Origin of the sequence: Paraburkholderia youngii (genome assembly GCF_013366925.1) — a bacterium.
GTDB classification, from domain to species: domain Bacteria; phylum Pseudomonadota; class Gammaproteobacteria; order Burkholderiales; family Burkholderiaceae; genus Paraburkholderia; species Paraburkholderia youngii.
In genome coordinates, this window is the sequence record NZ_JAALDK010000001.1 from 1,170,846 (window position 1) to 1,196,764 (window position 25,919).

The 25,919-nt window shown below is 63.2% G+C and carries 25 protein-coding genes and 3 pseudogenes; 19 read left to right on the top strand and 9 right to left on the bottom strand.

Annotation, left to right across the window (positions count from 1 at the left end):
• Positions 1–8: 8 nt before the first annotated feature.
• Both G5S42_RS05470 and G5S42_RS05475 read right to left on the bottom strand, forming a co-directional pair.
• A complete protein-coding gene (locus G5S42_RS05470; RefSeq protein ID WP_176105859.1) occupies positions 9–2,588 on the bottom strand; it encodes an FtsX-like permease family protein in 2,580 nt (859 codons plus the stop codon).
• Positions 2,578–3,312, bottom strand: coding sequence for an ABC transporter ATP-binding protein (locus G5S42_RS05475; RefSeq protein WP_176105860.1), 735 nt, complete (start codon positions 3,310–3,312; stop codon positions 2,578–2,580). Before G5S42_RS05475 ends, G5S42_RS05470 begins: the two co-directional genes overlap by 11 nt.
• A 681-nt stretch (positions 3,313–3,993) precedes the next feature.
• On the opposite strand from G5S42_RS05475, the gene G5S42_RS05480 reads away from it, so the two are divergent.
• The 6 genes and pseudogenes from G5S42_RS05480 to G5S42_RS44080 form a co-directional block, all read left to right on the top strand.
• A complete protein-coding gene (locus G5S42_RS05480) occupies positions 3,994–5,550 on the top strand; it encodes an NADH-quinone oxidoreductase subunit M (RefSeq protein ID WP_176105861.1) in 1,557 nt (518 codons plus the stop codon).
• Positions 5,551–5,940: 390 nt separating this feature from the next.
• Positions 5,941–6,834, top strand: a complete 894-nt coding sequence (gene cyoA, locus G5S42_RS05485; RefSeq protein ID WP_176105862.1) for a ubiquinol oxidase subunit II — start codon at positions 5,941–5,943, stop codon at positions 6,832–6,834.
• Between the two features lie 3 nt (positions 6,835–6,837).
• On the top strand, positions 6,838–8,859 hold the full coding sequence (gene cyoB, locus G5S42_RS05490) for a cytochrome o ubiquinol oxidase subunit I (protein WP_176105863.1): 2,022 nt from the start codon (positions 6,838–6,840) through the stop codon (positions 8,857–8,859).
• Positions 8,859–9,464 (top strand): cytochrome o ubiquinol oxidase subunit III, encoded by a 606-nt coding sequence (gene cyoC, locus G5S42_RS05495; RefSeq protein ID WP_176105864.1) that lies wholly within the window; start codon positions 8,859–8,861, stop codon positions 9,462–9,464. Before cyoB ends, cyoC begins: the two co-directional genes overlap by 1 nt.
• Positions 9,465–9,806 carry a cytochrome o ubiquinol oxidase subunit IV gene (cyoD, locus tag G5S42_RS05500; protein WP_176105865.1) on the top strand — a complete coding sequence of 114 codons (342 nt, stop codon included), beginning with the start codon at positions 9,465–9,467 and terminating at the stop codon, positions 9,804–9,806. It abuts the gene before it with no gap.
• A gap of 111 nt (positions 9,807–9,917) precedes the next feature.
• A pseudogene (locus tag G5S42_RS44080) lies at positions 9,918–10,125 on the top strand (glycosyltransferase family 4 protein); the annotation flags it as partial.
• Positions 10,126–10,569: 444 nt separating this feature from the next.
• Here the strand turns inward: G5S42_RS44080 and G5S42_RS05505 are convergent.
• Positions 10,570–12,144: a chondroitin 4-O-sulfotransferase gene (locus G5S42_RS05505; protein WP_376776864.1), complete on the bottom strand. Its 1,575-nt coding sequence runs from the start codon at positions 12,142–12,144 to the stop codon at positions 10,570–10,572.
• Here G5S42_RS05505 and G5S42_RS05510 point away from each other — a divergent pair.
• Positions 12,133–13,563: a mannose-1-phosphate guanylyltransferase/mannose-6-phosphate isomerase gene (locus G5S42_RS05510; protein ID WP_176105866.1), complete on the top strand. Its 1,431-nt coding sequence runs from the start codon at positions 12,133–12,135 to the stop codon at positions 13,561–13,563. The two genes, G5S42_RS05505 and G5S42_RS05510, sit on opposite strands and share 12 nt — an antisense overlap.
• Before the next feature lie 180 nt (positions 13,564–13,743).
• Here G5S42_RS05510 and G5S42_RS05515 read toward each other — a convergent pair.
• Positions 13,744–14,555, bottom strand: a protein-coding gene (locus tag G5S42_RS05515; protein WP_176105867.1) for an IS5 family transposase whose coding sequence is annotated in 2 segments (ribosomal slippage) — positions 13,744–14,207 and positions 14,207–14,555 — 813 coding nt in all. Because the reading frame shifts where the segments join, the coding sequence is not laid out codon by codon here.
• A gap of 223 nt (positions 14,556–14,778) precedes the next feature.
• On the opposite strand from G5S42_RS05515, the gene G5S42_RS05520 reads away from it, so the two are divergent.
• Positions 14,779–14,931: a hypothetical protein gene (locus tag G5S42_RS05520; protein ID WP_176104963.1), complete on the top strand. Its 153-nt coding sequence runs from the start codon at positions 14,779–14,781 to the stop codon at positions 14,929–14,931.
• 226 nt (positions 14,932–15,157) lie between these two features.
• Positions 15,158–15,346 (top strand): annotated as a pseudogene (locus G5S42_RS05525) (carboxymuconolactone decarboxylase family protein); the annotation flags it as partial.
• A 96-nt stretch (positions 15,347–15,442) separates the two neighbouring features.
• Here G5S42_RS05525 and G5S42_RS05530 read toward each other — a convergent pair.
• Positions 15,443–15,682, bottom strand: coding sequence for a hypothetical protein (locus tag G5S42_RS05530; RefSeq protein ID WP_176105868.1), 240 nt, complete (start codon positions 15,680–15,682; stop codon positions 15,443–15,445).
• Between the two features lie 209 nt (positions 15,683–15,891).
• Complete coding sequence (locus tag G5S42_RS05535; RefSeq protein ID WP_176105869.1) at positions 15,892–16,578, bottom strand: HAD family hydrolase; 687 nt, start codon at positions 16,576–16,578, stop codon at positions 15,892–15,894.
• A 210-nt stretch (positions 16,579–16,788) separates the two neighbouring features.
• On the opposite strand from G5S42_RS05535, the gene G5S42_RS05540 reads away from it, so the two are divergent.
• The 6 genes and pseudogenes from G5S42_RS05540 to G5S42_RS05565 all read left to right on the top strand — a co-directional run bounded on the left by G5S42_RS05540 (position 16,789) and on the right by G5S42_RS05565 (position 21,618).
• Positions 16,789–17,106 (top strand): YXWGXW repeat-containing protein, encoded by a 318-nt coding sequence (locus tag G5S42_RS05540; protein WP_176105870.1) that lies wholly within the window; start codon positions 16,789–16,791, stop codon positions 17,104–17,106.
• 238 nt (positions 17,107–17,344) lie between these two features.
• Positions 17,345–17,941: pseudogene (locus tag G5S42_RS05545) on the top strand (RNA polymerase sigma factor); the annotation flags it as partial.
• Positions 17,938–18,354, top strand: coding sequence for a hypothetical protein (locus tag G5S42_RS05550; protein WP_176105872.1), 417 nt, complete (start codon positions 17,938–17,940; stop codon positions 18,352–18,354). The pseudogene G5S42_RS05545 and the gene G5S42_RS05550, both read left to right, overlap by 4 nt.
• Positions 18,351–18,860: a periplasmic heavy metal sensor gene (locus G5S42_RS05555; protein ID WP_176105873.1), complete on the top strand. Its 510-nt coding sequence runs from the start codon at positions 18,351–18,353 to the stop codon at positions 18,858–18,860. The genes G5S42_RS05550 and G5S42_RS05555 overlap by 4 nt, the downstream gene beginning before the upstream one ends.
• 83 nt (positions 18,861–18,943) lie before the next feature.
• Positions 18,944–20,464: a DUF1800 domain-containing protein gene (locus G5S42_RS05560; RefSeq protein WP_176105874.1), complete on the top strand. Its 1,521-nt coding sequence runs from the start codon at positions 18,944–18,946 to the stop codon at positions 20,462–20,464.
• Positions 20,465–20,469: 5 nt separating this feature from the next.
• Entirely contained in the window at positions 20,470–21,618 is a 1,149-nt protein-coding gene (locus G5S42_RS05565) for a DUF1501 domain-containing protein (protein WP_176105875.1), read from the top strand.
• A gap of 64 nt (positions 21,619–21,682) precedes the next feature.
• On the opposite strand, the gene G5S42_RS05570 is transcribed toward G5S42_RS05565, so the two are convergent.
• Complete coding sequence (locus G5S42_RS05570; RefSeq protein ID WP_176105876.1) at positions 21,683–22,279, bottom strand: flavin reductase; 597 nt, start codon at positions 22,277–22,279, stop codon at positions 21,683–21,685.
• Positions 22,280–22,327: 48 nt separating this feature from the next.
• Entirely contained in the window at positions 22,328–23,722 is a 1,395-nt protein-coding gene (locus tag G5S42_RS05575) for an LLM class flavin-dependent oxidoreductase (protein ID WP_176105877.1), read from the bottom strand.
• Between the two features lie 199 nt (positions 23,723–23,921).
• On the opposite strand from G5S42_RS05575, the gene G5S42_RS05580 reads away from it, so the two are divergent.
• The 4 genes from G5S42_RS05580 to G5S42_RS05595 are packed head-to-tail and all read left to right on the top strand — an operon-like array spanning position 23,922 to position 25,298.
• On the top strand, positions 23,922–24,212 hold the full coding sequence (locus tag G5S42_RS05580; RefSeq protein WP_176105878.1) for a nucleotidyltransferase family protein: 291 nt from the start codon (positions 23,922–23,924) through the stop codon (positions 24,210–24,212).
• Positions 24,209–24,595, top strand: a complete 387-nt coding sequence (locus G5S42_RS05585; RefSeq protein ID WP_176105879.1) for a HepT-like ribonuclease domain-containing protein — start codon at positions 24,209–24,211, stop codon at positions 24,593–24,595. Before G5S42_RS05580 ends, G5S42_RS05585 begins: the two co-directional genes overlap by 4 nt.
• Positions 24,592–24,756, top strand: coding sequence for a hypothetical protein (locus G5S42_RS05590; RefSeq protein ID WP_176105880.1), 165 nt, complete (start codon positions 24,592–24,594; stop codon positions 24,754–24,756). The genes G5S42_RS05585 and G5S42_RS05590 overlap by 4 nt, the downstream gene beginning before the upstream one ends.
• Positions 24,729–25,298, top strand: a complete 570-nt coding sequence (locus G5S42_RS05595; protein ID WP_176105881.1) for a helix-turn-helix domain-containing protein — start codon at positions 24,729–24,731, stop codon at positions 25,296–25,298. The genes G5S42_RS05590 and G5S42_RS05595 overlap by 28 nt, the downstream gene beginning before the upstream one ends.
• Before the next feature lie 123 nt (positions 25,299–25,421).
• On the opposite strand, the gene G5S42_RS05600 is transcribed toward G5S42_RS05595, so the two are convergent.
• Positions 25,422–25,793, bottom strand: coding sequence for a BON domain-containing protein (locus G5S42_RS05600; protein ID WP_176105882.1), 372 nt, complete (start codon positions 25,791–25,793; stop codon positions 25,422–25,424).
• Positions 25,794–25,919: the final 126 nt, after the last annotated feature.

The following is a 25,919-nucleotide window of genomic DNA, read 5'->3' on the forward strand; positions in this document are numbered from 1 at the left end:
AACTCGCATCACCAGTCCTCCTTCACCGCGCGCACGGCATCCACCGACACCGCACCCCGTCCCGCTACCACCGCCGTCGTGCACGACAGCACTAGCATCACCAACGCGACCGTGCCCAGCACGAACCACGGCACATGCAGCGACATGCTCCAGTGAAACGACTGCGGATTGACGACGAACACGAGAATCAGGCTGATCGCGAAACCAAGCGCGAAACCCAGCGCAATGCCGGATGCGGTGAGCAGGCCGCCCTCCGATGCGAGGATCGCAAAAATCTGCGCGCGCGTCACGCCGACGTGGCGCAACATCCCGAACTCGCGGGCGCGCGCGAGCGTCTGCGCGGAAAACGTCGCGGCGACACCGAACAAGCCGATCACTATGGCCACCGCCTCGAGCAGATACGTGACCGCGAAACTTCGATCGAAGATGACCAGCGTGCGCGCACGGATCTCCCCCGGTTGCGACAAATCGAGCGAAGCGCCGAACGGCAACGCCTTCAAACTTGCGACGACGCGTTCGACACTCACGCCCGGCTCGACAGTCACCGCGACATCGGTTGCGGTGGAGTCGCCGGTGAGCCGCCGATAATCGCCAAGCCGTATCTGAATCGCGCCGCTCTGCCGCGCGTAGTCGCGCCAGACACCGGCGACGACGAACGTCTGGCCCTGCTCGCCGAGCGGCAACCGCACGCGTTGACCTGACTGATACCCATACAGGTCGACCATTGCTTCGGAAACCCAAATAGGCATGTCTCCGGTGCGAAGCGCGGACGGGGAGAGCACCGCGCCGGTCATCTGCAGGGTCGCACCCGGATCGGCCGCATCGATCTCGCGGGCGAGCAGCGCGACGTCCGGGCGGGCGGGATCGAGTGTCAGATGCGTGATGCGCGAAAACGCAGCATGGCGGATGCCGGGGACCGTCGCGATGCGCGTCTGTTGGTCGGGCCGCAAGCCGCCACTGTCACCGCTATTGCCGCCGGAGGTTAGGCGCACATAGAGATCCGCGGACAGCAGATGCGAGATCCAGTCGTCGACGGATACGCGGAAGCTGGCCACCATGATCGCCATCGCGACGATCAGCGCGAAGCTCGACAGCACGCCGCCCATCGCGATCGACGCCTGCCCCGGCGCATTCGCGAGACGCGCAATCGCGAGCGTAGTCGTCGCGCCCGCGCGGCGTCGCGCGCCGCGCACATGGCTCGCCGCACCAAAAATCAGCGCGGTCACGCGCGGCATCAGTGCGATGCCGCCGACGAGCAGCAACGCGACCGCCAGATAACCAGCAATCGGCGCATCGAACCACGGCGGCACGCGCGTCAGCGCGGCGGCCGCCAGCAAACAGCCGAACGCCGGCCACGGCGTCGCGAGCCGCGCCAGCGCGGTTTCCTCGGCGCCGGCCTTGAGTGCCGCGGCAGGCCGTGCGCGTGCCGCGTCGATGGCGGGCGCGACGCTGCCCAACACCGACACCGCGACCCCGAGCGCGAGAAACACCGCGCTCGCGAGCGGCTCGAAACCGACTCGCGGTTGCACACCCGGAAAATAGCCGCCGCCAAGATCGCTGCCGAAAAAGCGCAGCGCACCGCTTGCCATCGCGTAGCCGAGCGCAAGTCCAAACAACGAACCGAGTAGCCCGAGCAGCGCGCCTTCGAGCAGGATCTGCCGCAATAGCTGAGCTCGCGTGAGGCCGAGCACGCGTAGCATCGCGAACTGCGAGCGGCGTCGCACGACACCGAGCGCCTGCGTCGAAAACACGAGGAACGCGCCTGTGAACAGCGCGACCAGCGCGAGCACGTTCATGTTGATCCGATAAGCACGCGACAGGCGATCGGTACGGCTCTCAGTATCGCGCGTTTCGGCGACTACCCAGGCACTGCCGAGTCGCTGCTGCAGATCGCGTTTGAAGCGTTGCCGATCGACGCCGCGCTCGAGCTGCACGTCGACGCGCGACAGCTTGCCCACCTTGCCGAACCGCCATTGCGCGGCGGCGATGTCCATCACCGCGAGCCGTTGACCCGGCCGCGTGCGCACGAGCCCGCCCGCGACGCGCAACTGCAGATCCGAGGTGCCGACGCGCAGCGTCACGTCGTCGCCGGTCTTGACGTTCAGCCATTGCTGCGCGGCCGTCGACAGAAATATCGCATCGGAGGCGAGCGTGTCGAACGGGCGCTCAGGCGAGGCTACGCCGATCAGATCGGGCGTGATCCGGCTCGCCTTGAAGACGTCGATCCCGAGAACGGGCAGTGCACCGTTGCGGCCGGGCACCGCGACGTCGAGCGCGAGCACGGGACTCGCTAGCGCCACGCCCGGCTCGTTGGCCAGCTGCGGATAAAGGGACTCGTCGACGAAAGGCTGCGCGCCGCGCACTTGCAGGTCCGCTTCCCCGGACAGACTGCGCGCGGCCGCGGAGAATTCATTGAAGGCCGCGCTGTTGATCAGTTGCACCGCGTAGCCGAGCGCGACGCCGAGCGCGATCGTCGCGATTGCGACGAGTGCGCGTCCGCGATGGCTGCGCCATTCCGCGGCCAGTAGCCAGCCTGCGAGAACGCGATAGCCGGGCGCGCGCGGCAGTGGCTGAAGGTCAGCGGCCATCGTCGGTCGAGCGGGCCGCGGCGTGCGCGACGTTCGCGGCTTTATCGCGCGCGGCATGCAAGCCGCCGTCGCTCAGGATCAACACCCGGTCGGCCACGGCTGCCGCGGCTTCCGAATGCGTGACCATGATCGTCGCCGCGCCCGTCGCCTTGCTTTGCGCGCGGAACAGGCCGAGTACGTCGTGCGCCGTCGCGGGATCGAGGTTGCCGGTCGGTTCGTCGGCGAGAAGCAGCGTTGGACGATGCACGAGTGCGCGTGCAATGGCTACGCGCTGCAATTCGCCACCGGAGAGATCGCGCGGAAAGTCGTCGCCGCGTCCGCCGAGCCCGACCGCCGCGAGCATGTCGAGCGCGGCGGCCGTCGGCAGATCGTTGAGCAGCAGTGGCAGCGCGACGTTCTGCGCGAGCGTCAGATGCGGCAGCACATGAAACGCCTGGAATACGAAGCCGAGCTTCTGGCGGCGCAGACGCGTCGCGGCGTTATCGTCGAGTTGCTCGACCGGGCGTCCGTCGATCAGCACACTGCCGCTATCGGCGCGGTCGAGTCCGGCGATCAGGTTGAGCAACGTCGACTTGCCAACGCCCGAGTCGCCCATGATCGCGACGAACTCTCCCGCAGCGAGCGTGAAGTCGAGCTGCGCGAGCACGATGCGGCCGGTGCCGTACCGCTTGCTGAGGCCGCGGCATTCGAGTGCGGGTACGACGTCGTCGTCACGAAGCGCCATGCGAGGAGGTCCGGAAAAGGGGCCGGGCGAGGGGCGCCGGCCAGGCGAAATGAGTGTGCCTCGCCGCGCGGATTTCCGCAGCAGCTACCAGGCGAAACGTTGATTTTCGTAAGGTGATTGGAAGATTGGCGCGCCTCGGTGGCGCAGTTTTAGCGCATCTTGATCCGAGGCGCTCGCTATCGTTGCCCCTTTTCGCCGGTCGATTCAGACCGCCCGGACAAAAAAATTTTTTGTCGTCGACAACGCAAATTCTTGTTCAGATGCGGGTCGTCGCCGCGGGCCGAAAAGCACCGTTCAGCACGATCCGTTCCAGCCGAACCGGCCCCACAAACAGGCGATGCCTAAAAGCGGCCAACCTCCCGGTAATTGCCAGCTTTTGCTGCCAAATTCTCAAGACCCTGCGGGGTCTTTGTAACAAAGTGAAAACGCACATTTTGATGCGTTTTGCAAGCGTCCAGGTCGCAACAATCTAATCTGAAGGGATTTATTGGCTGCTGCGATGCAAAATTATTCTTATCTTGGTAATCTCCCACCCTCGGTCGGTCGGCTGCGGGTAAACGTGTAGCGGGAAACCCCTCCACGCGTCAATTTCAGCGCACTCCAACTTACATTCCAATTTCAATGCCTGCTGTTTTGGCGGCATTGACGCAGCGTTTTGTACTTCAAGTTTTGACAGAGCACATGCCATTGCCTCTCCTAAGTCTTCTCATCTGGATCCCCATCGTCGCCGGCTTCGTGGTTCTGCGCGCCGGGTCCGACGCGGCGCGTAATCGCACGCGCTGGCTCGCGCTGATCGGCGCGGTGGCGGGTTTGTTGCCGGTGATTCCGGTCGTGGCGAATTTCCGCAACGACGTGACCTCGATGCAGTTCGTCGAGAACGTCCGCTGGTCGCCGACGTTCGATATCGCATGGCATGTGGGAATCGACGGGATTTCGCTGTGGCTCGTCGCGCTGACCGCGCTGACGACGATCATCATCGTGATCGCGTCGTGGGAGTCGATCACCCAGCGTACCGCGCAGTACTACGGCGCGTTCCTGATGCTGTCGGGTTTCATGCAGGGCGTGTTCACGTCGCTCGACGGCATGATGTTCTTCATTGCATTCGAGGCGACGCTGATCCCGCTGTATCTGCTGATCGGCACGTACGGTCACAAGAACCGCACGTATGCGGCGGTGAAGTTCTTCTTCGTGTCGTTGCTCGGCTCGCTGATGATGCTGATGTCGCTGCTCTATCTGTATAGCCAGACGCACAGCTTCGACCTCGCCGTGTGGCGCGAGGCGCATCTCGACATGGTGCCGCAGGCGCTGATCTTCCTCGGCTTCCTCGCCGCGTTCGGCGTGAAGGTGCCGATGTGGCCGCTGCACACGTGGCTGCCCGACGTGCACCTCGACGGTCCCACCGGCGCCGCGGTGATGATCGGCATGCTGAAGATCGGCGGCTACGGTCTGCTGCGTTTCGCGCTGCCGATCGCGCCGCAAGCGAGCCACTTCTTTGCGCCGATGATGATCACGCTGTCGCTCGTCGCGGTGATCTATTCGAGCCTGCTCGCGCTCGTGCAAACCGACATGCGCCGCCTGCTCGCGTATTCGACGGTCGCGCATATGGGCCTCGTCACGCTCGGTCTGTTCGTCTTCAACCGCTTCGGCCAGGCCGGCGCAATCGTGCAGATGATCTCCTATGGCGTGGTGTCCGGCGCGATGCTGTTGTGCACCGGCATGCTGTACGACCGCACGAAAAGCGCATCGATCGCCGAATACGGTGGCGTCGCCAACACGATGCCGCGCTTTGCCGCTTTCGTGATGTTGTTCTCGATGGCCAACATCGGTCTGCCGGGCACGTCGGGTTTCGTCGGCGAATTCATGGTGCTGATGGGCGCGATCCGCTTCAACTTCTGGATCGGCGCGATCGCCGCGACCACGCTGATCCTGAGCGCGGCCTACACGCTGTGGATGTATAAGCGCGTGATCTTCGGCGCGATCGCCAATGCGCGCGTCGCGAATCTGAAGGACCTCGGCAAGCGCGAGTTCGCGCTGCTCGGTGCGTTGGCGCTGCTGGTGCTCGCGATCGGTCTCAATCCGAAGCCGTTTACCGATGCGATCGATCCGTCGGTCGGCACGCTGCTAGCGCAATCCGAACGCTCGGCGCTTCCTTCTGACAACGTGCGGGCCGAAGCTGGCGAGCATCTGCAGGCGGCGGCGCCCGGACCGGCACCCGTCGCCACGCACAATCCGGGTTAAAAGAACAGAGCGCAAGAACCGTTGTCGCATCCGCGCGTCAGGATGCGGCGACGCTTTTGCGCTTTTGCCCGTCGCTACGAATCCCTTTGTGAATGCATGCTCGACGAAGTACTGCGAAACCGCTGCGCGTCCGGCGGTTTTCCAGTGCTTATTTGAAGGGGATCTTGCGATGCGTCAACTTTCGATGCTTCGTTTTTGAAGCGTCGCAAACGACGCTGGTGAATAGGGTGTGCGGGGAATGCGGCAACGTGTCGCACTGCGGCGCGATGCAATAGATCGTTGCAAATTCGAGTGTTTATTAGCATTCGCTGCCCCCCTATTATGCGAGCGCTTATTACTGGAGAGCCGTCGAATGACGTTCGTTGAAGTCAAAAAAACGAGGCAGTGGATATGAAAGGACGGGCGCTGAGAAGGCCGGCAAGTTTCGTTTCCGTCAGCCTCATGTTGCTGCTTTCGGGTTGCAGCAACCTCGATATTCTGAATCCGAAGGGGAGTGTGGGACTCGCGGAGCGTGATCTGATCGCGACTTCGGTGTGGGCCATGCTGATTGTCGTGGTGCCGGTCATTCTGATGACACTGTTTTTCGCGTGGCGTTATCGCGCGTCGAACAGAAACGCTGAATACAAACCGGGGTGGACGCATTCCACCGCGATCGAAGTCGTCGTTTGGACGATTCCGGCGCTGATCATTTTGTTCCTCGCCGTGTTGACGTGGAAGAGCACGCATGAGCTCGACCCGTATCGTCCGCTCGAGTCTCAGGTCAAGCCGATCAACGTCGAAGTCGTCGCGCTCGACTGGAAGTGGCTGTTCATCTATCCGGACCTCGGTATCGCATCGGTGAACCAGCTCGCGATCCCCGTCGGCACGCCGGTGAACTTCCGGATTACGTCGGACACGGTGATGAACTCATTCTTCATCCCGCAGTTGGGCGGCCAGATCTACGCGATGGCAGGCATGCAGACTCGCCTGCACCTGATCGCCGATCACACCGGCGACTACGCGGGCCTCGCGGCGAACTTCAGCGGCAAGGGCTTCTCGGACATGAAGTTCCGTACGCTCGCCTCGTCGCCTGAAGAATTCAACGCCTGGGTTGAGAAGGTGCGCGCTTCGTCGGACCGCCTCGACATGGACCGCTATCACGCGGTGTCGGAGCCGAGCGAAAAGGACCCTGTGCGGTACTTCTCGACCGTCGATCCGAAGCTCTTCAATAACATCATTGCCAAATACAACAACGGCAACGTCATCGACAACATGAAAGACGCCAACTGTGCGCCTAAGGGGTAACTCATGTTCGGAAAACTAACTCTCGATGCGATTCCGTATCACGAGCCCATCATCGTCACGGCGGGCGCCGGCATGGCCCTCGCCGCACTGGCGGTGCTCGGCGGAATCACGTATTTCGGCAAATGGCGCTATCTGTGGAGCGAATGGCTGACGTCCGTCGATCATAAGAAGATCGGTGTCATGTACATCGTCGTTGCGTTCATCATGCTGTTGCGCGGCTTTGCCGACGCAATCATGATGCGTATGCAACTGGCGCTGTCGTACCTGAGCCCAGGCTATCTGCCGCCGCATCACTACGACCAGATCTTCACCGCGCACGGCGTCATCATGATCTTCTTCATGGCGATGACGTTCATGATCGGTTTGATGAACATCATCGTGCCGCTGCAGATCGGCGCGCGCGACGTCGCTTTCCCGTTCATCAACTCGCTGAGCTTCTGGCTGACGGCAGTCAGCGCGATCCTGATCAACATTTCGCTGGTGGTTGGTGAATTTGCACAGACGGGCTGGCTCGCTTATCCGCCGTTGTCGGAATTGCAGTTCAGTCCAGGTGTCGGCGTCGACTACTACCTGTGGAGTCTGCAGATCTCCGGTGTCGGCACGTTGCTGACTGGTGTGAACTTCTTCGTGACGATCGTGAAGATGCGCGCTCCGGGCATGTCGTGGATGAAGATGCCGGTGTTCACGTGGACCTCGTTGTGCGCGAACGTGCTGATCATGGCGTCGTTCCCGATCCTGACCGTCACGCTCGCGCTGCTCGGTCTCGACCGTTACCTCGGCATGCACTTCTTCACGAACGAAGCCGGCGGCAACGCGATGCTGTACCTGAACCTGATCTGGGCCTGGGGTCACCCCGAGGTGTACATCCTGGTCCTGCCGGCGTTCGGTATTTTCTCGGAAGTCGTCGCGACCTTCGCGAAGAAGCCGCTGTTCGGCTACAAGACGATGGTCTGGGCGACCTGCGCGATCATGGTGCTGTCGTTTCTCGTGTGGCTGCATCACTTCTTCACGATGGGTTCGGGCGCGGACGTGAACGCGTTCTTCGGCATCGCGACGATGGTGATCTCGATTCCGACCGGCGTTAAGGTGTTCAACTGGCTGTTTACGATTTACAAGGGCCGTCTGAAATTCACGACGCCGGTTCTGTGGACGATCGGCTTCATCATCACGTTCACGATCGGCGGTATGACCGGCGTGATGCTGGCGATCCCGGGCGCGGACTTCATGCTGCACAACAGCCTGTTCCTGATCGCTCACTTCCACAACGTGATTATCGGTGGCGTGCTGTTCGGCTATCTGGCCGGCTTCAACTACTGGTTCCCGAAGGCGTTCGGCTTCAAGCTGAACGAGAAGCTCGGCAAGGCCGCGTTCTGGTTCTGGCAAATTGGTTTCTGGGTCGCATTCACGCCGCTGTATGTGCTCGGCTTCATGGGCGCGACTCGTCGTCTGAACCATTACGACAACCCGGACTGGCATCCGTGGATGATCATCGCCGCGTTCGGCGCGGTGCTGATCGCAATCGGTATCGCTTGCCAGCTGCTGCAACTGGTCGTCAGCATCCGCAATCGCAACAAGATGGAAAACCGCGACCTCACGGGCGATCCGTGGGACGGTCATACGCTGGAATGGGCGACGAGCTCGCCGCCGCCGGTTTATAACTTCGCTCACATCCCGGACGTCCGCTCGCTTGACGCGTTCAGCGAAATGAAGTCGCGCAAGGGCGGCGTCAAAGTGCCGGCGTATCGCGACATTCACATGCCGTCGAATACGTCCGCGGGTCTGCTGGTGGGGCTGTTCTCGCTGGTGCTCGGATTTGCAGCCGTGTGGCACATCTGGTGGCTTGCGATCGTTGGCCTGATTGGCACGATCGTCACCGTGATCGTCTACAGCTTCATGGACAACGACGGCTATTACATTCCGGCGGACACTGTCGCGCTGATTGAAGAGAAACGCAACGGCGGTGCTGGCGCCGTGGCCGGTGTCGGCGCAAGCGTCGGCAAGCAGGTCGCGCTGGAGGTGGACTGATGTTACAGAAGACTATAGCGGTTGAGCCGCATCTCGCGCCGGACCACGTGCCGTCGCACTCGGTGTTCGGCTTTTGGGTGTACCTGATGACCGACTGCATCATCTTCGCGGCACTGTTCGCAGTGTTCGCGGTGATGAGCCAGCAGTTCGCGGGCGGTCCGAGCGGTAAGGAGCTGTTCGAGATTCCCGGCGTCGCGCTCGAAACGACGATGCTGCTGCTCTCGAGTATCACCTACGGCTTCGCGATGCTCGGCGCGCACAAGAACCGCAAGGGCGCGCTGCTCGGCTGGCTCGGCGTGACTTTCCTGCTGGGTCTCTCGTTCCTCGTACTGGAATTGCGCGAGTTCTCGCACATGATCGCCGACGGCGCGGGTCCGAGCCGCAGCGCGTTCCTGTCGTCGTTCTTCACCCTGGTCGGCACGCACGGTCTGCACGTGACGTTCGGCCTGATCTGGATGGTGGTGCTGGCGCTGCAAGTGATGCGTCATCGCGACCTGACCGAACGCGACATGATCCGTCTGACGTGCCTGAGCCTTTTCTGGCACTTCCTCGACGTCGTGTGGATCGGCGTTTTCACCTTTGTCTATCTTGCGAGCGTGATCTAAATGGACCATAGCCATAGCGCCCATGGCGCACACTCGGAAGGCGGTCACGGCAGCTTCGGCAGCTACATGACGGGCTTCGTGCTCTCCGTCATTCTGACCGTCGCGGCATTCGCGATCGTGATGACCGGTACGTTGACGGGCCAGAGCGCGTTGTTCGCGATCGCGGGCCTCGCGGTCGTGCAGATCCTCGTGCATCTGGTCTTCTTCCTGCATATGAACACGTCGTCGTCGCAGCGCTGGAACGTGACGGCGTTTGTGTTCACCGTGCTGACCGCGGTTATCGTGGTCGGCGGCACGTTGTGGGTGATGCATAACGTCAGTATGAACATGATGTCGCGCTAAGCGGATAACGCTTTAGCGTTAGCATCGGTAACAAAGCCCCGCAAGATTGAAATCTTGCGGGGCTTTTGCTTTGTCTGGACGGTTTGTTTTTTACTGTGCTCGTGGTGCGCGGAATACGAAAACGTCATCGATATGCAGGAGCGTTGCGAATCGCCAAAGGCCGTCGTAATAGAAGAAGCCCACTGCTTCGACGAAAAGCTACATGCGTATCTGCAACACTGTCAGGGCACTGCTTTTTCCGTCGTTCGTCGAAGGTTGCGGGATGCCGCTCGCCGAAGCGCTCGAGTTCAAAGTACCGATACTCGAGAGTGAGTGCGATTTCGATCCGTCGCGTCGATGCCGGGGCGCCAGCGGACTGAGCCCCTGTCAGGTTCAAGCACAGCGTCTACGCGCGTAGAGCGCATCGGAACATTGCGTATCTGTTTGCAGTAGAAGGTATTAGGAACTTCCGGTCAAACCATGGTACCCCTGGAGGCATGACAAGGAGAATCCAAAGACCTTATACGACAGACGCCAACCTTCCGCTGCGGCAACTAACACCGTCTGGCCGCCTTCGGCAATCGCGTCCCACGTTCGCCGTACTTGCCCCGAGACGCCATACTTGGAGCAGCCCCCTGAATCTCCGGACACCGCCTCACGCTTGATTTAATGAATCGGTCGTGCGCTTGAGCTCGCGTGGCGCGTGGTACTTCCGCACGCTACGAGAATGACGTTCGTTGTAGTGCTCAAACGCGAGCGAGCACGACCGGACCCGGACGGCGTCTCACGCCACATGCCAACCCCGCTGCCAGGTCCCCGCAGATCGTATCGTTTGCGCAGATCCCGCAATCTTGACTCTGAATCCCTCCTGCGCCTCCTCCGGTAACCGAACAGCAAAGCCACAACGCTCGGACGCATAGCCGGCAGCAGCCACATCCGGCCGCGGGTTGCCAGTCAGCGTCGTCGCAACCAGCTTTTCCCGTACCCATATTTCAATCGGTACGCATTTGTCCGGTACGCTCAGATTCACCGCCCAGCCGTGCACCATGTCGTCATTCACTGCGTCCACGAAACCATCGAACAGGTCGCCGCATTCGCGGCGACGCGATTGCGCCAGCTCGATATATGCATCGATCGGAGAGAGATCAGCCGAAGTAGCAACCTCGCGCACCATACGTAGATGATTTTCGTCGAACCCGAACATGTTCGACTTGCCGGTATAAATATAGGGATTGTCGAGAGCATCGATCCGCCGCTGAATCTGGCGAACAGCTTCTATGGCCTGGGTATAGATAGCGCCGTACGACTCCCTTTCCCGTGCGATCTCATCGCACACATACTGGTACAACTCGTAGTCCAGGTGATTGTCTTCGACAAATTTTTCACGGGCTCGCTCGGATAGCGGCGAGCGCTCCTTGGGCACGCCTTCCGTCACATTCGTACGGATGAAGAACGGTAAACGCATTCCGGTTCTACCGCAAAGACGAAGCAGAAAATCGCTCATGTCTTCACAGAGACCGACTGTCGGGATATGTTGCCGGACGTTCTCAATCGCGATTTCAAGGCTTTCACGGTTCACACGGCCATGACCGCTCAGCATTTGCACGAACAGATTCTTGCCGCCGCACGATTCGCCCACCCAATCGTCCAGAGACAATTCACCGCCTTGCGCCAGCGCTTCAGCCTCGGAAACGGAAACTCCGCGCGCGACGCCCCCGTTTTTTCCATTACGCGCGAACCAGTAATGCGAGGTCTGCCGACTGAGCGGTTCGCGCAAAATACTGCAATATTCCAACGGCATTTTTAGGTCTCGATGAATGCCGATAGGATCATGACCGCCGCCGATTCCGCTTGCCAAAAATCGCTCTCGCGTTTTTTCCTGAGATACACCACCCCATACGAAATTGATGAACTTATCGCGATCGAGATTAAGGTCAAAAAAGGAAATAACAGTGGAACCGCCACATTTCGGCGGATGTATGAAGAACAGAGGTTTGCTCACGTAGGTCATTGCTATGTGTTGGGTAGCCTCAATTTTAAATCCAACGGCGGGCCCGAGGTGTAACAACCAGTTGTGATATAAAGCCGCGCAGCCCCCGAAAAGGCTCGATGTACTGGTGAGCAACAAGCGCGCATAGGCGCTGTACCGGCGTCTCGGCTTCGTCGAATTGCCGCGCAGCGCACCGATCTCGGCGCGCCTGCCGCGCGAGCTCGAATCGGTGCGAATGGAGTGGGTGGGGAAAGAATATCGGGCGCCGTAACAGAGACGGCCTGCAAGATGCGACGCAATCACGAGGCAGATGCCCGATGCAGTCGATTCATAAGACACAAACGAGGACCTGAAAACATGCACATCCATCCCGTAGTTCTTTGCGGCGGCAGCGGCACGCGACTGTGGCCGATGTCGCGCGGCGGCTATCCGAAGCAGTACCTCGCACTGACAGGCGAACACACGCTGGTCCAGCAAACCGTGTTGCGCTTGGGCGGCATCGATGGTGTCACCGCGCCGATCGTCGTCACGAACAACGAGCAGCGTTTTCTTGTCGCCGAACAACTGCGCCAGGTCGACGTGGGTTCCGCAAACATCGTGCTGGAACCGGCAAGTCGCAACACCGCGCCGGCCATCGCGGTGGCCGCGTTGCTCGCATTGCGCGACACGCCCGACGCGTTGCTGCTCGTGCTGCCGTCCGATCATGTGATCGCGGGCGAGGCCGCCTTCGTCAAGGCAGTCGAAGCGGCGGCGCAGATCGCGAAAGATGGACGTCTGGTCACGTTCGGCATCACGCCGACCGAGCCGCATACCGGCTACGGTTACATTCGCGCGGGTGCGCCGCTGATCGACGGCACGCAGACGTTCGCGGTCGACTCGTTCGTCGAGAAGCCCGATGCCGCGACCGCCCAGCGCTTCATCGATGAGGGCCGCTACTACTGGAATAGCGGCATGTTCATGCTGAAAGCGTCGACGTATATGGACGAGTTGCGCCGCTACGAGCCGGAGATCGCGCGTCAGGCCGAGTTGTCGCTGCAGAACGCGCAGCAGGATTACGATTTCGTGCGTCTCGATGCCGAGTCGTTTGCGGCCTGCCCGAACATTTCCGTCGATAACGCGGTGATGGAGAAGACCCAGCGCGCGGCCGTCGTCGCGGTCGCCGACCTCGGCTGGAACGACATCGGTTCGTGGACTGCGCTCGCCGACATCGCCGAGCGCGATGCGCAGAACAACGCATTGATCGGCGACGTGCTGACCGACGCGGTCAGCAACTCGTATATTCGCGCCGAGCATCGGCTCGTGGCCGCCATTGGGCTCGAGAACGTCGTGATCGTCGAGACCGCGGACGCGGTGCTGGTCGCTAATCGTGACCAGGCGCAGAACGTGAAGAAGATCGTCGCGCAGCTCAATGCGATGGGGCGGCACGAGTCGGTCACGCATCGTCGTGTGGTGCGGCCTTGGGGTTCGTATGAGGGCATCGATAGCGGCGAGCGCTTCCAGGTCAAGCGCATCGTCGTCAATCCGGGCGCGCAGCTGAGTCTGCAGATGCATCATCATCGCGCCGAGCACTGGATCGTCGTGAAGGGCACCGCGGTCGTGACGAACGGCGACAAGGAAATCATGCTGACTGAGAACCAGTCGACCTATATTCCGCTCGGCGTTACTCACCGGCTGCTGAACCCCGGCAGGATTCCGCTCGAGTTGATCGAGGTGCAGTCGGGCGCGTATCTCGGTGAGGACGATATCGTGCGGTTCGAGGATACGTACGGGCGCGTGGCGAAGGTTTAAAACCCTCGGGGTTTAGCCCCGGCGTCGCGCCTCAAAGGCCATCGGTCGAAAGACCGGTGGCCTTTTTCTATTCATGCGAGCGGATCTGGACACTGACGGCGCGCGCGAAGGGTGAGCATCGAGCAGATGGTCGACGGGCCGGCGATATAAAGCCTGTGCGGACGGTCGGACTTAGAGGCGTTAACAAAATGAGTTCTTCAGCTTTCGCCAGCAGATGATGCAGCAGGCAATTTTCATGAAGGCTTCGTGGATGAATGCAAGACGTTCGAAGCGGATGCGCAGTCGTCGAAAGTTATGAAGCCACGAAATGGTGCGCTCGACCACCCAGCGTGTTTTGCCCAGTCCGCTGCCGTGGGGCTCGCCGCGTCGGGCGATTTCAGTCGCGATGCCGGCTGCGTGTAGCGGACGGCGGTATTTGTCGTGATCGTAGCCCCGATCGCCTTGAACAATGCGGGGCTTCGAAAGCGGCCGGCCACGCTTGCCAGCAATGGGTGGGATGGCGTCAACCAGTGGGTGAAGCTGGGTAACATCGTTACGGTTGGCGCCCGTGAGAATTACCGCGAGCGGGATGCCCTGCGCTTCGGTGATGAGGTGGTGCTTTGAACCGGGTCGCGCGCGGTCCGTGGGATTCGGTCCCGTTTTTGACCTGCGCCCACGGCGCGGATCGAGGAGGAATCGACGACGACACGCGACCAGTCAATCTGGTCAGCCGCGCGCAGCCTGGCGAGCAGGACTTCATGCAGTCGGTCCCAGACGCCAGCAGCCTGCCAGTCCCGCAGACGGCGCCAGCAACTCATGCCGCTGCCGCAGCCCATCTCGCGTGGCAGCAGGTCCCAGCGCAGGCCTGTCTGAAGGATGAATAGGATGCCAGTGAGCAGCGCACGATCATCGAGCGGCCTGCGCCCAGGATAACGGCTTCGCCTTGGTTTGGGAGGGGGCAGTAACGGTTCAATGAGTGCCCAAAGTTCGTCGTCGAGTATGGGTTTAGCCATGTCCTTTTCGTCGTCGAAACAATGAAAAGGTTAACAGGATTCATCGAGAGTAAACAGCCCCTTTGTTCATTTTGTTAAGGTTTCTTAGCTGTCGTTGAACAATGCTCATCATCAGAATCGTAAAAAGTTGTCAAAAATGGCTTATCCCGAATTAGTGCGATTGACCGTGGTCCGTTTCGATGGTTAATTCGCGAGGTATCGCCTGAAAATATTGAGGAGTGTAATGGGGCAACTGAAACAGCAAAGCAGTGAAACGGATTGGACAGTCGAGGAAGAATGCGACCTTTGCCGTATCACCTATTCGATCTACTCAAACTTCCCGCCGATGCCGCACGCTCAGGCCCTGAACGCCGAAGCCGGCGTCAGCGACGGATAACAGAGGCGCGGGTTTTCGCGCAGGGAATATATGATGCAACCCTCACCGAGAACCGCATCAAGCAGCTGGAAAGATTTTCGCAATGAATATGTCCCGCGTTGGGGGGGACTTACTTGGGCCCGATAGGCATCTCTGATCGAGACGTGTCGCAAAGTCAAGCGGCACACTTCGCCTGATCATAGGTCGTCAAGTTCAGTAAGTCAGGAATTGTCCACTTGCTCCCAAACTCGCTCCGGTAGCGGTCAGCGTGACGAACAACTGCGGCTATTGCGTCGCGAGCCACACGGCGGTGGCGCGTCGCGCCGGCATGACCGACGAGATGTTCGGTGAACTGCAGGCGATCGTCGGAATGGCTAACGAAACGAACCGGCTTGCGGTCGGCTATCGCGTGCCAATCGATCCTGCTTTCGAGTAAAGCGCACGAAACGCACGCTGCGGCCCGGTCATACCGACCTGGGCCGCAACACATACAGGCTTGCGCCGTCGTACGCAACGGCGCGAGGCCTCGTGCTTACAGCGGCACGATCTTGCCCGGTTCCGGATGGCAGATCGGGGTGTAGACCGGTCCACACCCAAAGTGCACCGGCGGGCATGGGTTGTAGTGCGGCGGTTCGTAGTGAGGCGGGCTGCACACCGGCGGCTTGTAACACGAAGGCGGGTACTCGCGCGAGTACCCGCCGCGCACGGACTGCGCAGCTGCGTGGTCGAGGTCGTCGCAGCGCGACAGGTCGGCAAGGGTCAAGTTGGACATGATGAATCTCCGGCAACGTTGGATGGGTATCGAGCGCGCAAATGCCTTGCGCTCGGGCGTTCCAGTTGCACGCAACATGCCATGCGGCGGGATTCAACGTCGGTACTGGCGCAAGCGCTGATCGACCGCACCTGCGCAGCCGAAAACCGGTTGTGGTTGGCCAACTCGCGTCAGGCCGGTGTCGTTCAACTGCCAACACGTCGGCCGAATCAGCGCGTACTCCATCCCGCGAGTAACGCCGGTAGCTCGGCCATGTCCCTGAACACGTGCACCGCGCCCGCGCCATGCAACGCGGTCGCGCTGCTATGGCCGAGGTGCGTCGGGCAATAGCCGAATACCGTCGCGCCGGCCGCGACGCCCGCGGTCGCTCCCGTCACCGTATCCTCGATCACCGCGCAGCGTGCCGGCTCGACGCCGAGTGCCGCGGCCGCGGCGAGGTAGACGTCGGGAAACGGCTTGCTGCGCGGCGTTTCGTGTCCGCTGAAGATGCGCCCGTCGAAGCAGTCGAGGAGGCCGGCCTTCACGAGCTGCAATTCGATCTTGATGCGATCCGCGCCCGACGCCACCGCAATGCGTCCGTTCAACGTATGGTGCAGTGCGCGCACCGCGAAAGAGGCGCCGTCGATCGCGCGCAACTCCTTGTCGAGCGCCACGTTGCGACGCGCGCGGAACTGCGCCAGCCACTCGGCCGTGATGGCAAAGCCGGTGTGCGCCTCGATCAGTTCCGCTTCGTCCTTGACCATCTTGCCGACGAAAATGCGCATCGTCTCTTCGACGCTCATATGCCACCCGAGCTCGCCGAGCATCTCGGTGAGCACGCGGTTCGTGATGGGTTCGGAATCGACGAGCACGCCGTCGCAGTCGAAGAGCACGGCGTCGAAAGGAAAATCGGCCATCGGGGAGGGTACGGATGAGGTTCGCTAAAGCGGCAAGGATACCCCACCGGCTCGCGGGCCGCAGCGCGATGGCCGCCCGACAGTGAAACGCTTCCTTCCCGTCGCACTTTTTTTGCAGACAGAGCGACGGATTTCTCCCCGCTGACCCGTTGAAGCAGAAACGGAGCCACTCTGGCTCCGGCTCTTTTCGGTCCTATGGGAGAAAACGACATGATCTCAAACCGCATGAGTCGCCTGCTCGGTTCCACGCTCAGCGCCGCGCTGTGCTGCGCGGCCACGCTGACCGCAGCACCCGCCTTCGCACAAGTGGTGATCGCGCCAATGGCGCCGCCGCCGCCGCGCGTCGAACTCGTGCCCGCGCCTCGGGACGGCTATGTGTGGGATCAGGGCCGCTGGCGCTGGGAGCACGGCCGCTATGTGTGGGCGCCGGGCCACTGGCAGCCGGTGCGGGTCGGCTATCACTGGGTGCCCGGGCACTGGGCGCAACGTGGGCCGCACTGGCGCTGGATCGAAGGACATTGGGCTTGAGCGAGGCTTGCGATGAAAACACTCGTGATGATTCTGCTGGCGGCCTCGCTCGCTGGCTGTGTGGTCTATCCGGCACGTCCGGCCTATTACCGGCCGGCGGTCGTCGTATATTGACCGCATACGTGATACCCGGCCGGCTAGCGCCGTAGCGCACGAAAACCATAACAAAACGATAGTCGAAGGAGCGGCGGCAAGTGAACGACGTTGATCCCGTGATGCGGCCCGCACGCGAACGCGCGCGCGTGATGTCGCGACGGAGCCGCACGCCTTGAGCGACGCGCCGCCCGATCCGGACGCCGAGCTGATCGCGCGGGTGGGCCGCGAGGAGCCCGGCGCGGTCCGCTCGCTGGTCGCGCGCAAACTGCCGCGGCTGCTCGCGCTTGCCACACGCATGCTCGGCGATCGCATGGAAGCGGAGGACGTCGCGCAGGAGGTCTTCGTGCGAATCTGGAAACAGGCGGCTCGCTGGCGTGAAGGCGAAGCGAAGTTCGACACGTGGATGCATCGGGTCGCGCTCAATCTTTGCTATGACCGTTTGCGCGGTCAGCGTGAAGACCCGAGCGACGAACTGCCCGACGCGGCCGATCCCGCCGCGCCACCCGACGCGCGGCTCGAAGCACGCGCGGACCACGCGCGCGTGCGCGCGGCGCTCGCCGCGCTGCCGGCGCGACAGCGCGAAGCGCTCGTGCTGAGCTATTACCAGGAGATGTCGAACGTCGACGCTGCCGCCTTGATGGGCATTAGCGTCGATGCGCTGGAAAGTCTGCTGAGCCGCGCGCGCCGCGGTTTGCGCGCCCAACTGGCCGGCAGCGGCCTTAGCAAGGACAAGTCATGACGCCCGAAAGATTCCATCAGATCGTCGCAGCGTACGGCGCCGACGCGCGTCGCTGGCCGGAGCGCGAACGCGAGGCCGCGCAGGAGTGGGCGCGCGCGCATCGCGACGAAGCCGACGCGGTGTTGAGCGATGCGGCCGGCCTCGATGCATGGCTCGCCGCGGACCGGATCGAGCCGCCGAGTCTCGAACTGCAACGGCGCATCATCGATGGCGCGCCGTCGCGACGCCCGGCCGCGCGCTGGCGTTTGTGGTGGTCGGGCGCGGCGGTGGCAGGCGTCGGGCTGCTCGGTGGCCTGGCTGGCGCGCTCGCGGTGTCGTTCTTCGTGCTGACCGAGAACGCGCCGGTCTTGCATGAATCCTCGTATCTGACTTCGAGCTTCGGCGGCAGCTCCGCCGATTGGAGCGGCGAATGAACGGGCGCTCGTGGAAATTTGCGCTGCTGGGCTCCGCGGTGCTCAACGTGTTCCTGCTCGGCGCGATCGCCGGCGGCGCGTATCAGTGGTTCGCCACGCATGGTGCGAATCAGCCGGTGACGCAGGACCAGCGCGCGTTACGGTTCGCCGCCGAGCCGCTGTCGGCGCAGCAGCGGCAGGCGTTTATCGACGGCTTGAAGAACGCGCGGCGCGACGGGCGCCAGTATGCGCGTGACGCTCGCGAAGGGCGTCGTGAGGTATTGCGTTTGCTGGCCGCGCCGCAGTTCGATCGCGCCGCGCTCGATGCCGCGCTCGCGCGCACCCGCGCGGCCGACAGCAGCCTGCGCGCGATGGTCGAAGCGAGCGTCGCCGATTTCGCGGCGACGCTGACGCCCGAGGAGCGTGTCAAATTCGCCGAGAGCCTGAAGCTGCGCGGGCAATGGCGCGAAGCGCAGCCGGCGCCGAACGCAAGGAAACCGGCGGCGAATGCCGCCTCGGGCGAATAAAAAAATGCGTGCGGTGGCGACGGATTCCGGCGCGTCGGCCGTTTAACGAACATGCAGGCGTCTTACCTGCCGACGAGGATCGTATGGCCCACTCACCGAACCTGAATGCCGCGGCGGTCGCACTGAACCGCTTCGGCCTCGGCGCACGCGCCGACGATACGCCGCCAGCCGATCCGAAGGGATGGCTGCTCGCCCAGTTCGAGCAGTACCAGCCGAGGCCGGACGCGTGGGCGAATCAGCCCGATTCGATCGCGTTGTCGACGCAGCTCGCGCAGCAGCGCATGCAGATCGAGCAGCAGGCGAAGCAGAAGGCGGGCGAGGAATCCAACTCGAACCGGAACGCGAACAACATCGCAACCAACATCGCCAGCAACGCGGCAGCAGCCAGCCAGACCGACGCGCAAGCTGCGAAGCTATCCGAACGAAAGGCGTTTCGCGTCGAAATCCTCGACCTGTACCGCTCGTCGGTCAATGCGCGCGTCGCAAGCGCGCTGAGTACGCAGACGCCATTTGTCGAACGCCTCGTGCATTTCTGGGCGAACCACTTTGCGGTGTCGGCCGAAAAACCCGGCGTCGCGGCGCTTGCCGGGTCGTTCGAAGCGGAAGCGATTCGCCCACACGTGCTCGGCCGTTTCGAGGACATGCTGGTGGCCGTCGAGCGTCATCCGGCCATGCAGCTGTTCCTCGACCAGACCCGCTCGGTCGGTCCCGACAGCATGGCGGCGCTGCGCGCCGCGCAGCGCAATCCGGACAACAGACGCGGACTCAACGAGAACCTCGCGCGCGAGATCATGGAACTGCACACGCTCGGCGTGCGCAGCGGCTATAGCCAGGACGACGTGACCGAGTTCGCGCGTGCGCTGACCGGCTGGAGTCTCGTCGGCAATCCGGGGAACGGCGGCGCCAATGCAAACCGGCGCACGATGGAGCCAAGCGGCGAACCCGGCAGCTTCGTGTTTCGCCAGGCGCTGCATGAACCGGGCTCGCGCACGATCATGGGACGCCGCTACGACGAAGCCGGCGAGCAGCAGGCGCTCGCGATCCTGCACGACCTCGCGCACGCGCCGGCCACCGCGCAGCATATCGGCGCGAAGCTCGCGCGCCATTTCGTCGCCGACAATCCGCCGGCTGGCGTGAGCGTTCGTCTGGCCGATGCGTTCACCCGCAGCGACGGCGATCTGCCGACCGTCTATCGCGCGTTGATCGATATGCCGCAAGCGTGGTCGCCGGGCGCGGTGAAGTTCAAGACGCCGTGGGAGTGGACCATTTCGTCGATGCGCGGACTCGGCTGGCACGACCTCGGTAATCTGCAGAGCGCGCCGATCCTGACGCAGCTAGGGCAGCCGGTGTGGCGACCCGGTTCGCCCGCCGGCTACGACGATATCGCCGCGAGCTGGGCCGCACCCGATGCGCTCGTGCGCCGCGTCGAAGTCGCGCAACGCTTCGCTTCGCGCGTGGGCGACCGGCTCGATGCGCGCTCGCTCGGGCAGACCTTGCTGGCTGGCTCGCTCAGCGAGCCGACGGCCACGGCGGTGTCGCGCGCGGAAAGCGCGGCGACGGCGATCGCGCTGCTGCTCGTATCGCCCGATTTTCAACGGAGGTGAACGCCATGCTGTCACGCCGCCAGTTTCTGAGCGTCGCCGCCGCTGGTGCCGGCGCACTGCTCGTGTCGCCGCGAATAGCGTTCGCGCATGTCGCGACCGACCGCCGCTTCGTGTTCGTGATCCAGCGCGGCGCGGCCGATGGCCTGAACATCGTCGTGCCTTACGCGGACCCCGCGTATGCGAGTTTGCGCGGACCACTCGCGATCGATGCGTCGAACGCGCCGCATCTGGACGGCACGTTCGCGTTGCATCCGGCGCTCGCGCAAATGGCGAAGCTGTACGCGCAGCGCGAGGCGCTATTCGTGCACGCGGTCGCTTCGCCGTACCGCGACCGCTCGCATTTCGACGGACAGAACGTGCTGGAAACGGGTGGCACATCGCCGTATCGGACGAAGGATGGTTGGCTCAACCGGCTCGCCGCGCAATTGCCCGCGACCCGCGCGAACGCGATCGCGTTCGCGCCGACCGTGCCGATGGCGCTGCGCGGCCCCGCTTCGGTGACGTCGTATGCGCCGTCGGGGTTGCCGCAGGCGTCCGACGATCTGCTCGCCCGCGTGTCGCAACTCTACGAGCAGGACGCGCAGTTGCGTCCGCTGTGGGAATCGGCGATGGCGGCGCGCAGCGTCGCCGGCGATGCCGGCGCACGTCAGGACCCGGCGAGCCTCGGCAAGCTCGCGGCGAGTTTTCTGGCGCGCGACGACGGTCCGCGCATCGCGATGATCGAGACCGGCGGGTGGGACACGCACAGCGCGCAGAACGCGCGGCTCGCGAATCAGCTGAAGGCGCTCGACACGATGCTCGCGGCGTTGCGCGACGGCATGGGACCATCGTGGAGCAAGACCACGGTGCTGGTCGCGACGGAGTTCGGCCGGACCGCGGCCGCGAACGGCACGGGCGGCACCGATCACGGCACCGGCTCGGTCGCGATGGTGCTGGGCGGCTCGGTGCAGGGCGGTCGCGTGATAGCGGATTGGCCGGGGCTCGCGCCGTATCAGCTGTATCAGTCGCGTGACCTGAAGCCGACCACCTCGCTCGATGCGTTGATCGCAGGCGCCGCGAGTGAAAGTCTCGGGCTCGACCCGCAACGGACGGCAGCAGCGCTGTTTGGCCGGACCGTGGCGGGCGGACCGATGACGGGCGTCGTACGGGCGTGACGAGTCGATGGTCGGCGCGGCGAGCGAAAGTATTGCGCTCGATCCGGTCCGCGCCGCAGACGCGCTATTCGGCCGGACGATCGCGGCGGTCCGCCGATCTCAACGAGCCGTGCGAACTCAACGCGCAGGCGGACGCTTCGCATTGATTCGCCGCGACCTGATGCGTCGCGTGCACCGAGCGCTCGCCGACGCGATGGTAGCGGCGTCCGTAGTAGATCAGCGCATCGCCCGCGCCCCGCGTGCGCGCGGCCTTCACCGCGCAGAAGAACACCGTGTGCGTGCCGACTTCAGTCACCGACCCGATCTCGCAATCGAGCGACGCGAGCGCGTCCTGCAACACCGGCGCGCCGGTCTCAAGCTTGTCCCATTGCGCGGCCGCGAAGCGCTCTTCGATCGCGAGCGCGCTCGTGGCGAAGTGCGCGGCAAGCGCCTGCTGCTCGGCGCTCAGCACGTTCACGCAGAGCTTGCCGTTGCTGCGAAACGCGGCGTTATTGCGGCTGCCGCGATTGATGCAGACGAGCAGCGTCGGCGGCTCGTCGGTGACGCCGCAGACCGCGGACGCGGTGCAGCCCGCAAGGCCGGCTTCGCCGTCGCTGGTGATGATGTTGACGGCCGCGCCAAGACCGGCCATCGCGTCGCGGAACGTGCTCTTGTCAAGCATGAAGGCCTCTGCTGGAAGTCGGGGTTCGCTAAGACAACGGTGATCGCGTCAGCCGCGAGCCTCGTCGGCCGGTGCCGCCGCGCAAGCCGGCGATCGGAAGCGCGCCGCGGTGTGAGTCTCGGGCAGCCGCGCATGGCCGAACAGTTTTTCGCGCAGCGTGCCGTCGCGGTACGCGCGCTTATACGCGCCACGTTCCTGCAGCAGCGGCACGACCAGTTCGATGAAATCGTCGAAGCACTCGGGCACGACGGTGCGCGACAGATTGAAGCCATCGACGCCGGCTTCCTCGGTCCATGTGATCAGCTCGCTGGCGATTTTCTCGGCCGAGCCGACGAGCGGCTGCTGGCGGCTGCCGAGCACCATCTGTTCGAGCAGCTTGCGCCTCGTCCATTGCGGACCGGCCGCGCGCGTCATCGCTTCGACGTTCGACACGATCGCCTGGCTCTTGCCGGTTTCGATCGGCTCGTCGATGTCGTAACGCGCGAAGTCGATCCCAAGCGATGCGGCCGCGTGCACCAGCGCCGCCTCCGAGCTTACATAGCGGCGGTACTCGTCGAATTTCTCCTGCGCTTCCTGATCGGTGCGGCCCGTGATGACGGTCTGGCCGAGCAGCACCTTGATGTCGTCGGCGCGGCGGCCGCCGGCGACCGCGTGCGCGCGAAGGTCGTCGACGATCGACTTGACCGCCGGCTTCGCCTGCCCGTTGACGAACACGCACTCCGCGTGTGCCGCCGCGAACTGTTTGCCGCGCGCGGACGAGCCGGCCTGATACAGCACGGGGGTGCGCTGCGGCGACGGCTCGGCGAGATGCATCGCATCGACGCGGTATTGCTTGCCGTGGTGGTGGATGACGTGGACCTTCGACGGGTCCGCGTAGACGCCGTGCGCCTTGTCGCGCAGCATCGCGTCGTCCTCCCAGCTGCATTCCCACAGCTTGTAGACGAGCTCCATGTACTCGTCGGCGAGATCATAGCGGTCGTCGTGTGCCATCTGACCGGTCAAGCCGATCGCGCGCGACGCGCTGTCCAGATAGCCGGTCACGATATTCCAGCCGACCCGGCCGCGCGTCAGATGATCGAGCGTGGACATGCGGCGCGCGAACAGAAACGGCTGCTCGACCGATAGATTCGACGTGACGCCGAACGACAGATGCCGCGTGACCGCGGCCATCGCCGGAATCAGCAGCGTCGGATCGTTGACCGGCACCTGCACGGCACCGCGGATCGCGGCATCGGGGTTGCCGCCGTAGACATCGTAGACGCCGACCACGTCCGCGAAAAAGATGCCGTCGAACAGGCCCGCTTCGAGCTTTTGCGCATAGTCGGTCCAGTACTGCAGGTCCGTGTAGCGCGTGGACTGATCGCGCGGATGGGTCCACAGCCCTTGCTGGATGTGACCTACGCAGTTCATGTCGAACGCGTTGAGTACGATTTGCTTCGGCATGGTGTGTTCCGGCTGGTGAGCGGTTCGGACGATGGATTTCGTTTAATATAGTGGACGAAAAATCACTATGCAAGACATCGTTGGCTGCCTGCGGGGGCAGCCAGCCCTCCAAAGCAACCGGCATGGCGCAGGTGAAGGCGTTGCGAGTCTCGACTCAATCGCTTATCGTCTCGATGAGTTTCGACAAGAAAGGATGCCCATGCGACCGTCCGTTGTACTCGAGATGAAGCGCAGCGTAGTGCGCGAAGCGACGAGCCGCTTCCGCGCAGCGAACCCGCGCGTGTTCGGCTCGGTGCTGCATGGCACCGACCGGGACGGCAGCGACCTCGATCTGCTGGTCGATGCGCTGCCCGGGGCGACGCTGTTCGACCTTGGGGGGTTGCAGGATGAACTGGAAGCGCTACTCGGCGTCCACGTCGATCTGCTGACCCCGGCCGACCTGCCGCAGAAGTCCCGGGCCAAGGTGCTAGCGGAGGCGCAGCCGGTATGAACGAGAACCGCTTGCCGGACTACCTCGACCACATGCAGCAGGCCGCCACTGATGCTTGCAGCTTCGTGAAGGGGCAGGCCAAGGATCAGTTCCTTGTAGACAAGCGCACCCAGCGGGCCGTCGTCATGAGCCTCATCATCCTTGGCGAGGCCCCCACGAAAGTAATGGACCGCTATGCGGACTTCGCTCAGGCGCACCCCGAAGTGCCGTGGCGCAGCATGCGCGGGATGCGCAACCGCATCGCCCACGGATACTTCGATATCAACCTTGATGTGGTGTGGGACACCGTGCAAACGGCGCTACCGGAGCTACTCAAACAACTGCCTGCTGCGTGCCGGGATGCCAAAGATGAAGACCGCAAGGACGACGGATTGAAGCAATGACCGAGCGGATCGAGTTAACGGAACTGAAGGCAACTATCTCGGCCGCCGGCGGCAACGAACTCGTCAATGGGCGCTGTCACGCCACGATGATCGGCTATGCCCGTACCCCCACCTCCGCACCGACGCCCCTTCCATGTCCGAAACTTCCGCAATCGATCTGACCCAGGCGATCTCCGCGCGCGTAAAGACCGAGCGCGAGGCGCGCAACTGGTCGCTCGCCGAACTGGCCGAGCGCTCGGGTGTGTCGAAGGCGATGATCAGCAAGATCGAGCGTGGCGAGGCGAGTCCGACCGCGACGGTGCTCGGGCGTCTGTCGGGCGCGTTCGGGCTCACGCTGTCGACATTGCTCGCGCTCGCCGAGCAGACCGGCGAGCGGCTCGTGCGTCATGCGGACCAGTCGCTGTGGGAAGACCCCGAAACCGGCTATACGCGGCGGCGTATTTCACCGCCCACCGGCGGCGTGCTGGAGCTGCTCGAAATCGAATTGCCGATCGGGGTGAGGGTGCCTTATCCGTCGGATGCGTTCGCGTTTCAGCATCAGCAGATCTGGGTCACGCAAGGGGTGCTGACGTTTCGCGAGGGCTCGCTGACGTACCAGCTGGAAGCGGGGGACTGCCTGCAACTCGGTGCGCCGGTCGACTGCGAGTTCTTCAATGCTGGCACTCAGGTGTGCAGATATGTGGTGGGCTTGGTGCGGCGCTGAGCTGTGCCGGATCGTGCCCAGCAGTCCAGATAGCAGGACGACGACCGGGGATTAGCGGGAGACGCCGCATGCATCGCAGGTTCGCGGCGCTCCCGTTTGCGAGTCGAATGCCGACGCTCAGCTTCAACCACCTCCGCGGGACGGGAAATTCAGGGTGAGCTTGTTGGTCACCGAGGTCACGCCTGGCACGCCTTTCGCCACGTCGGCAGCCTGCTGGATCATGCCGCTCTCAGGCACCGAGCCGGTCAACGTCACTGCGCCGCCGCGCGCCCGCACGAACACATTCGACACGTTGAAGCCCTGCGCTCTCGAGAGCGCGCGCCGCACGTCGCGGCCGAGCTTGCGATCCGCCGCACGCGTCGATTGGGTGGTCGTGGCCGGCGCGGCTGCCGTGGCGGCAGGCGCCTGCGCGTCGCTTGCCTGCGCGTAGGCGCTGGATGCCGTTGCCACGCACAATGCAATACCGAGCACCTTCAAAAGATTGAGTGTTTTCACGGTTTCACCATCCTCGATAAGTTGATGTCGCTTCGTTGCATGTTAGAAACGTCGCGCTTTTGTCGAGCTGGTCTGAGCTCTGGGAAGTGCCTGTCTTGTAGAGGAGTGGTGGTTTCGGCGCTTCCG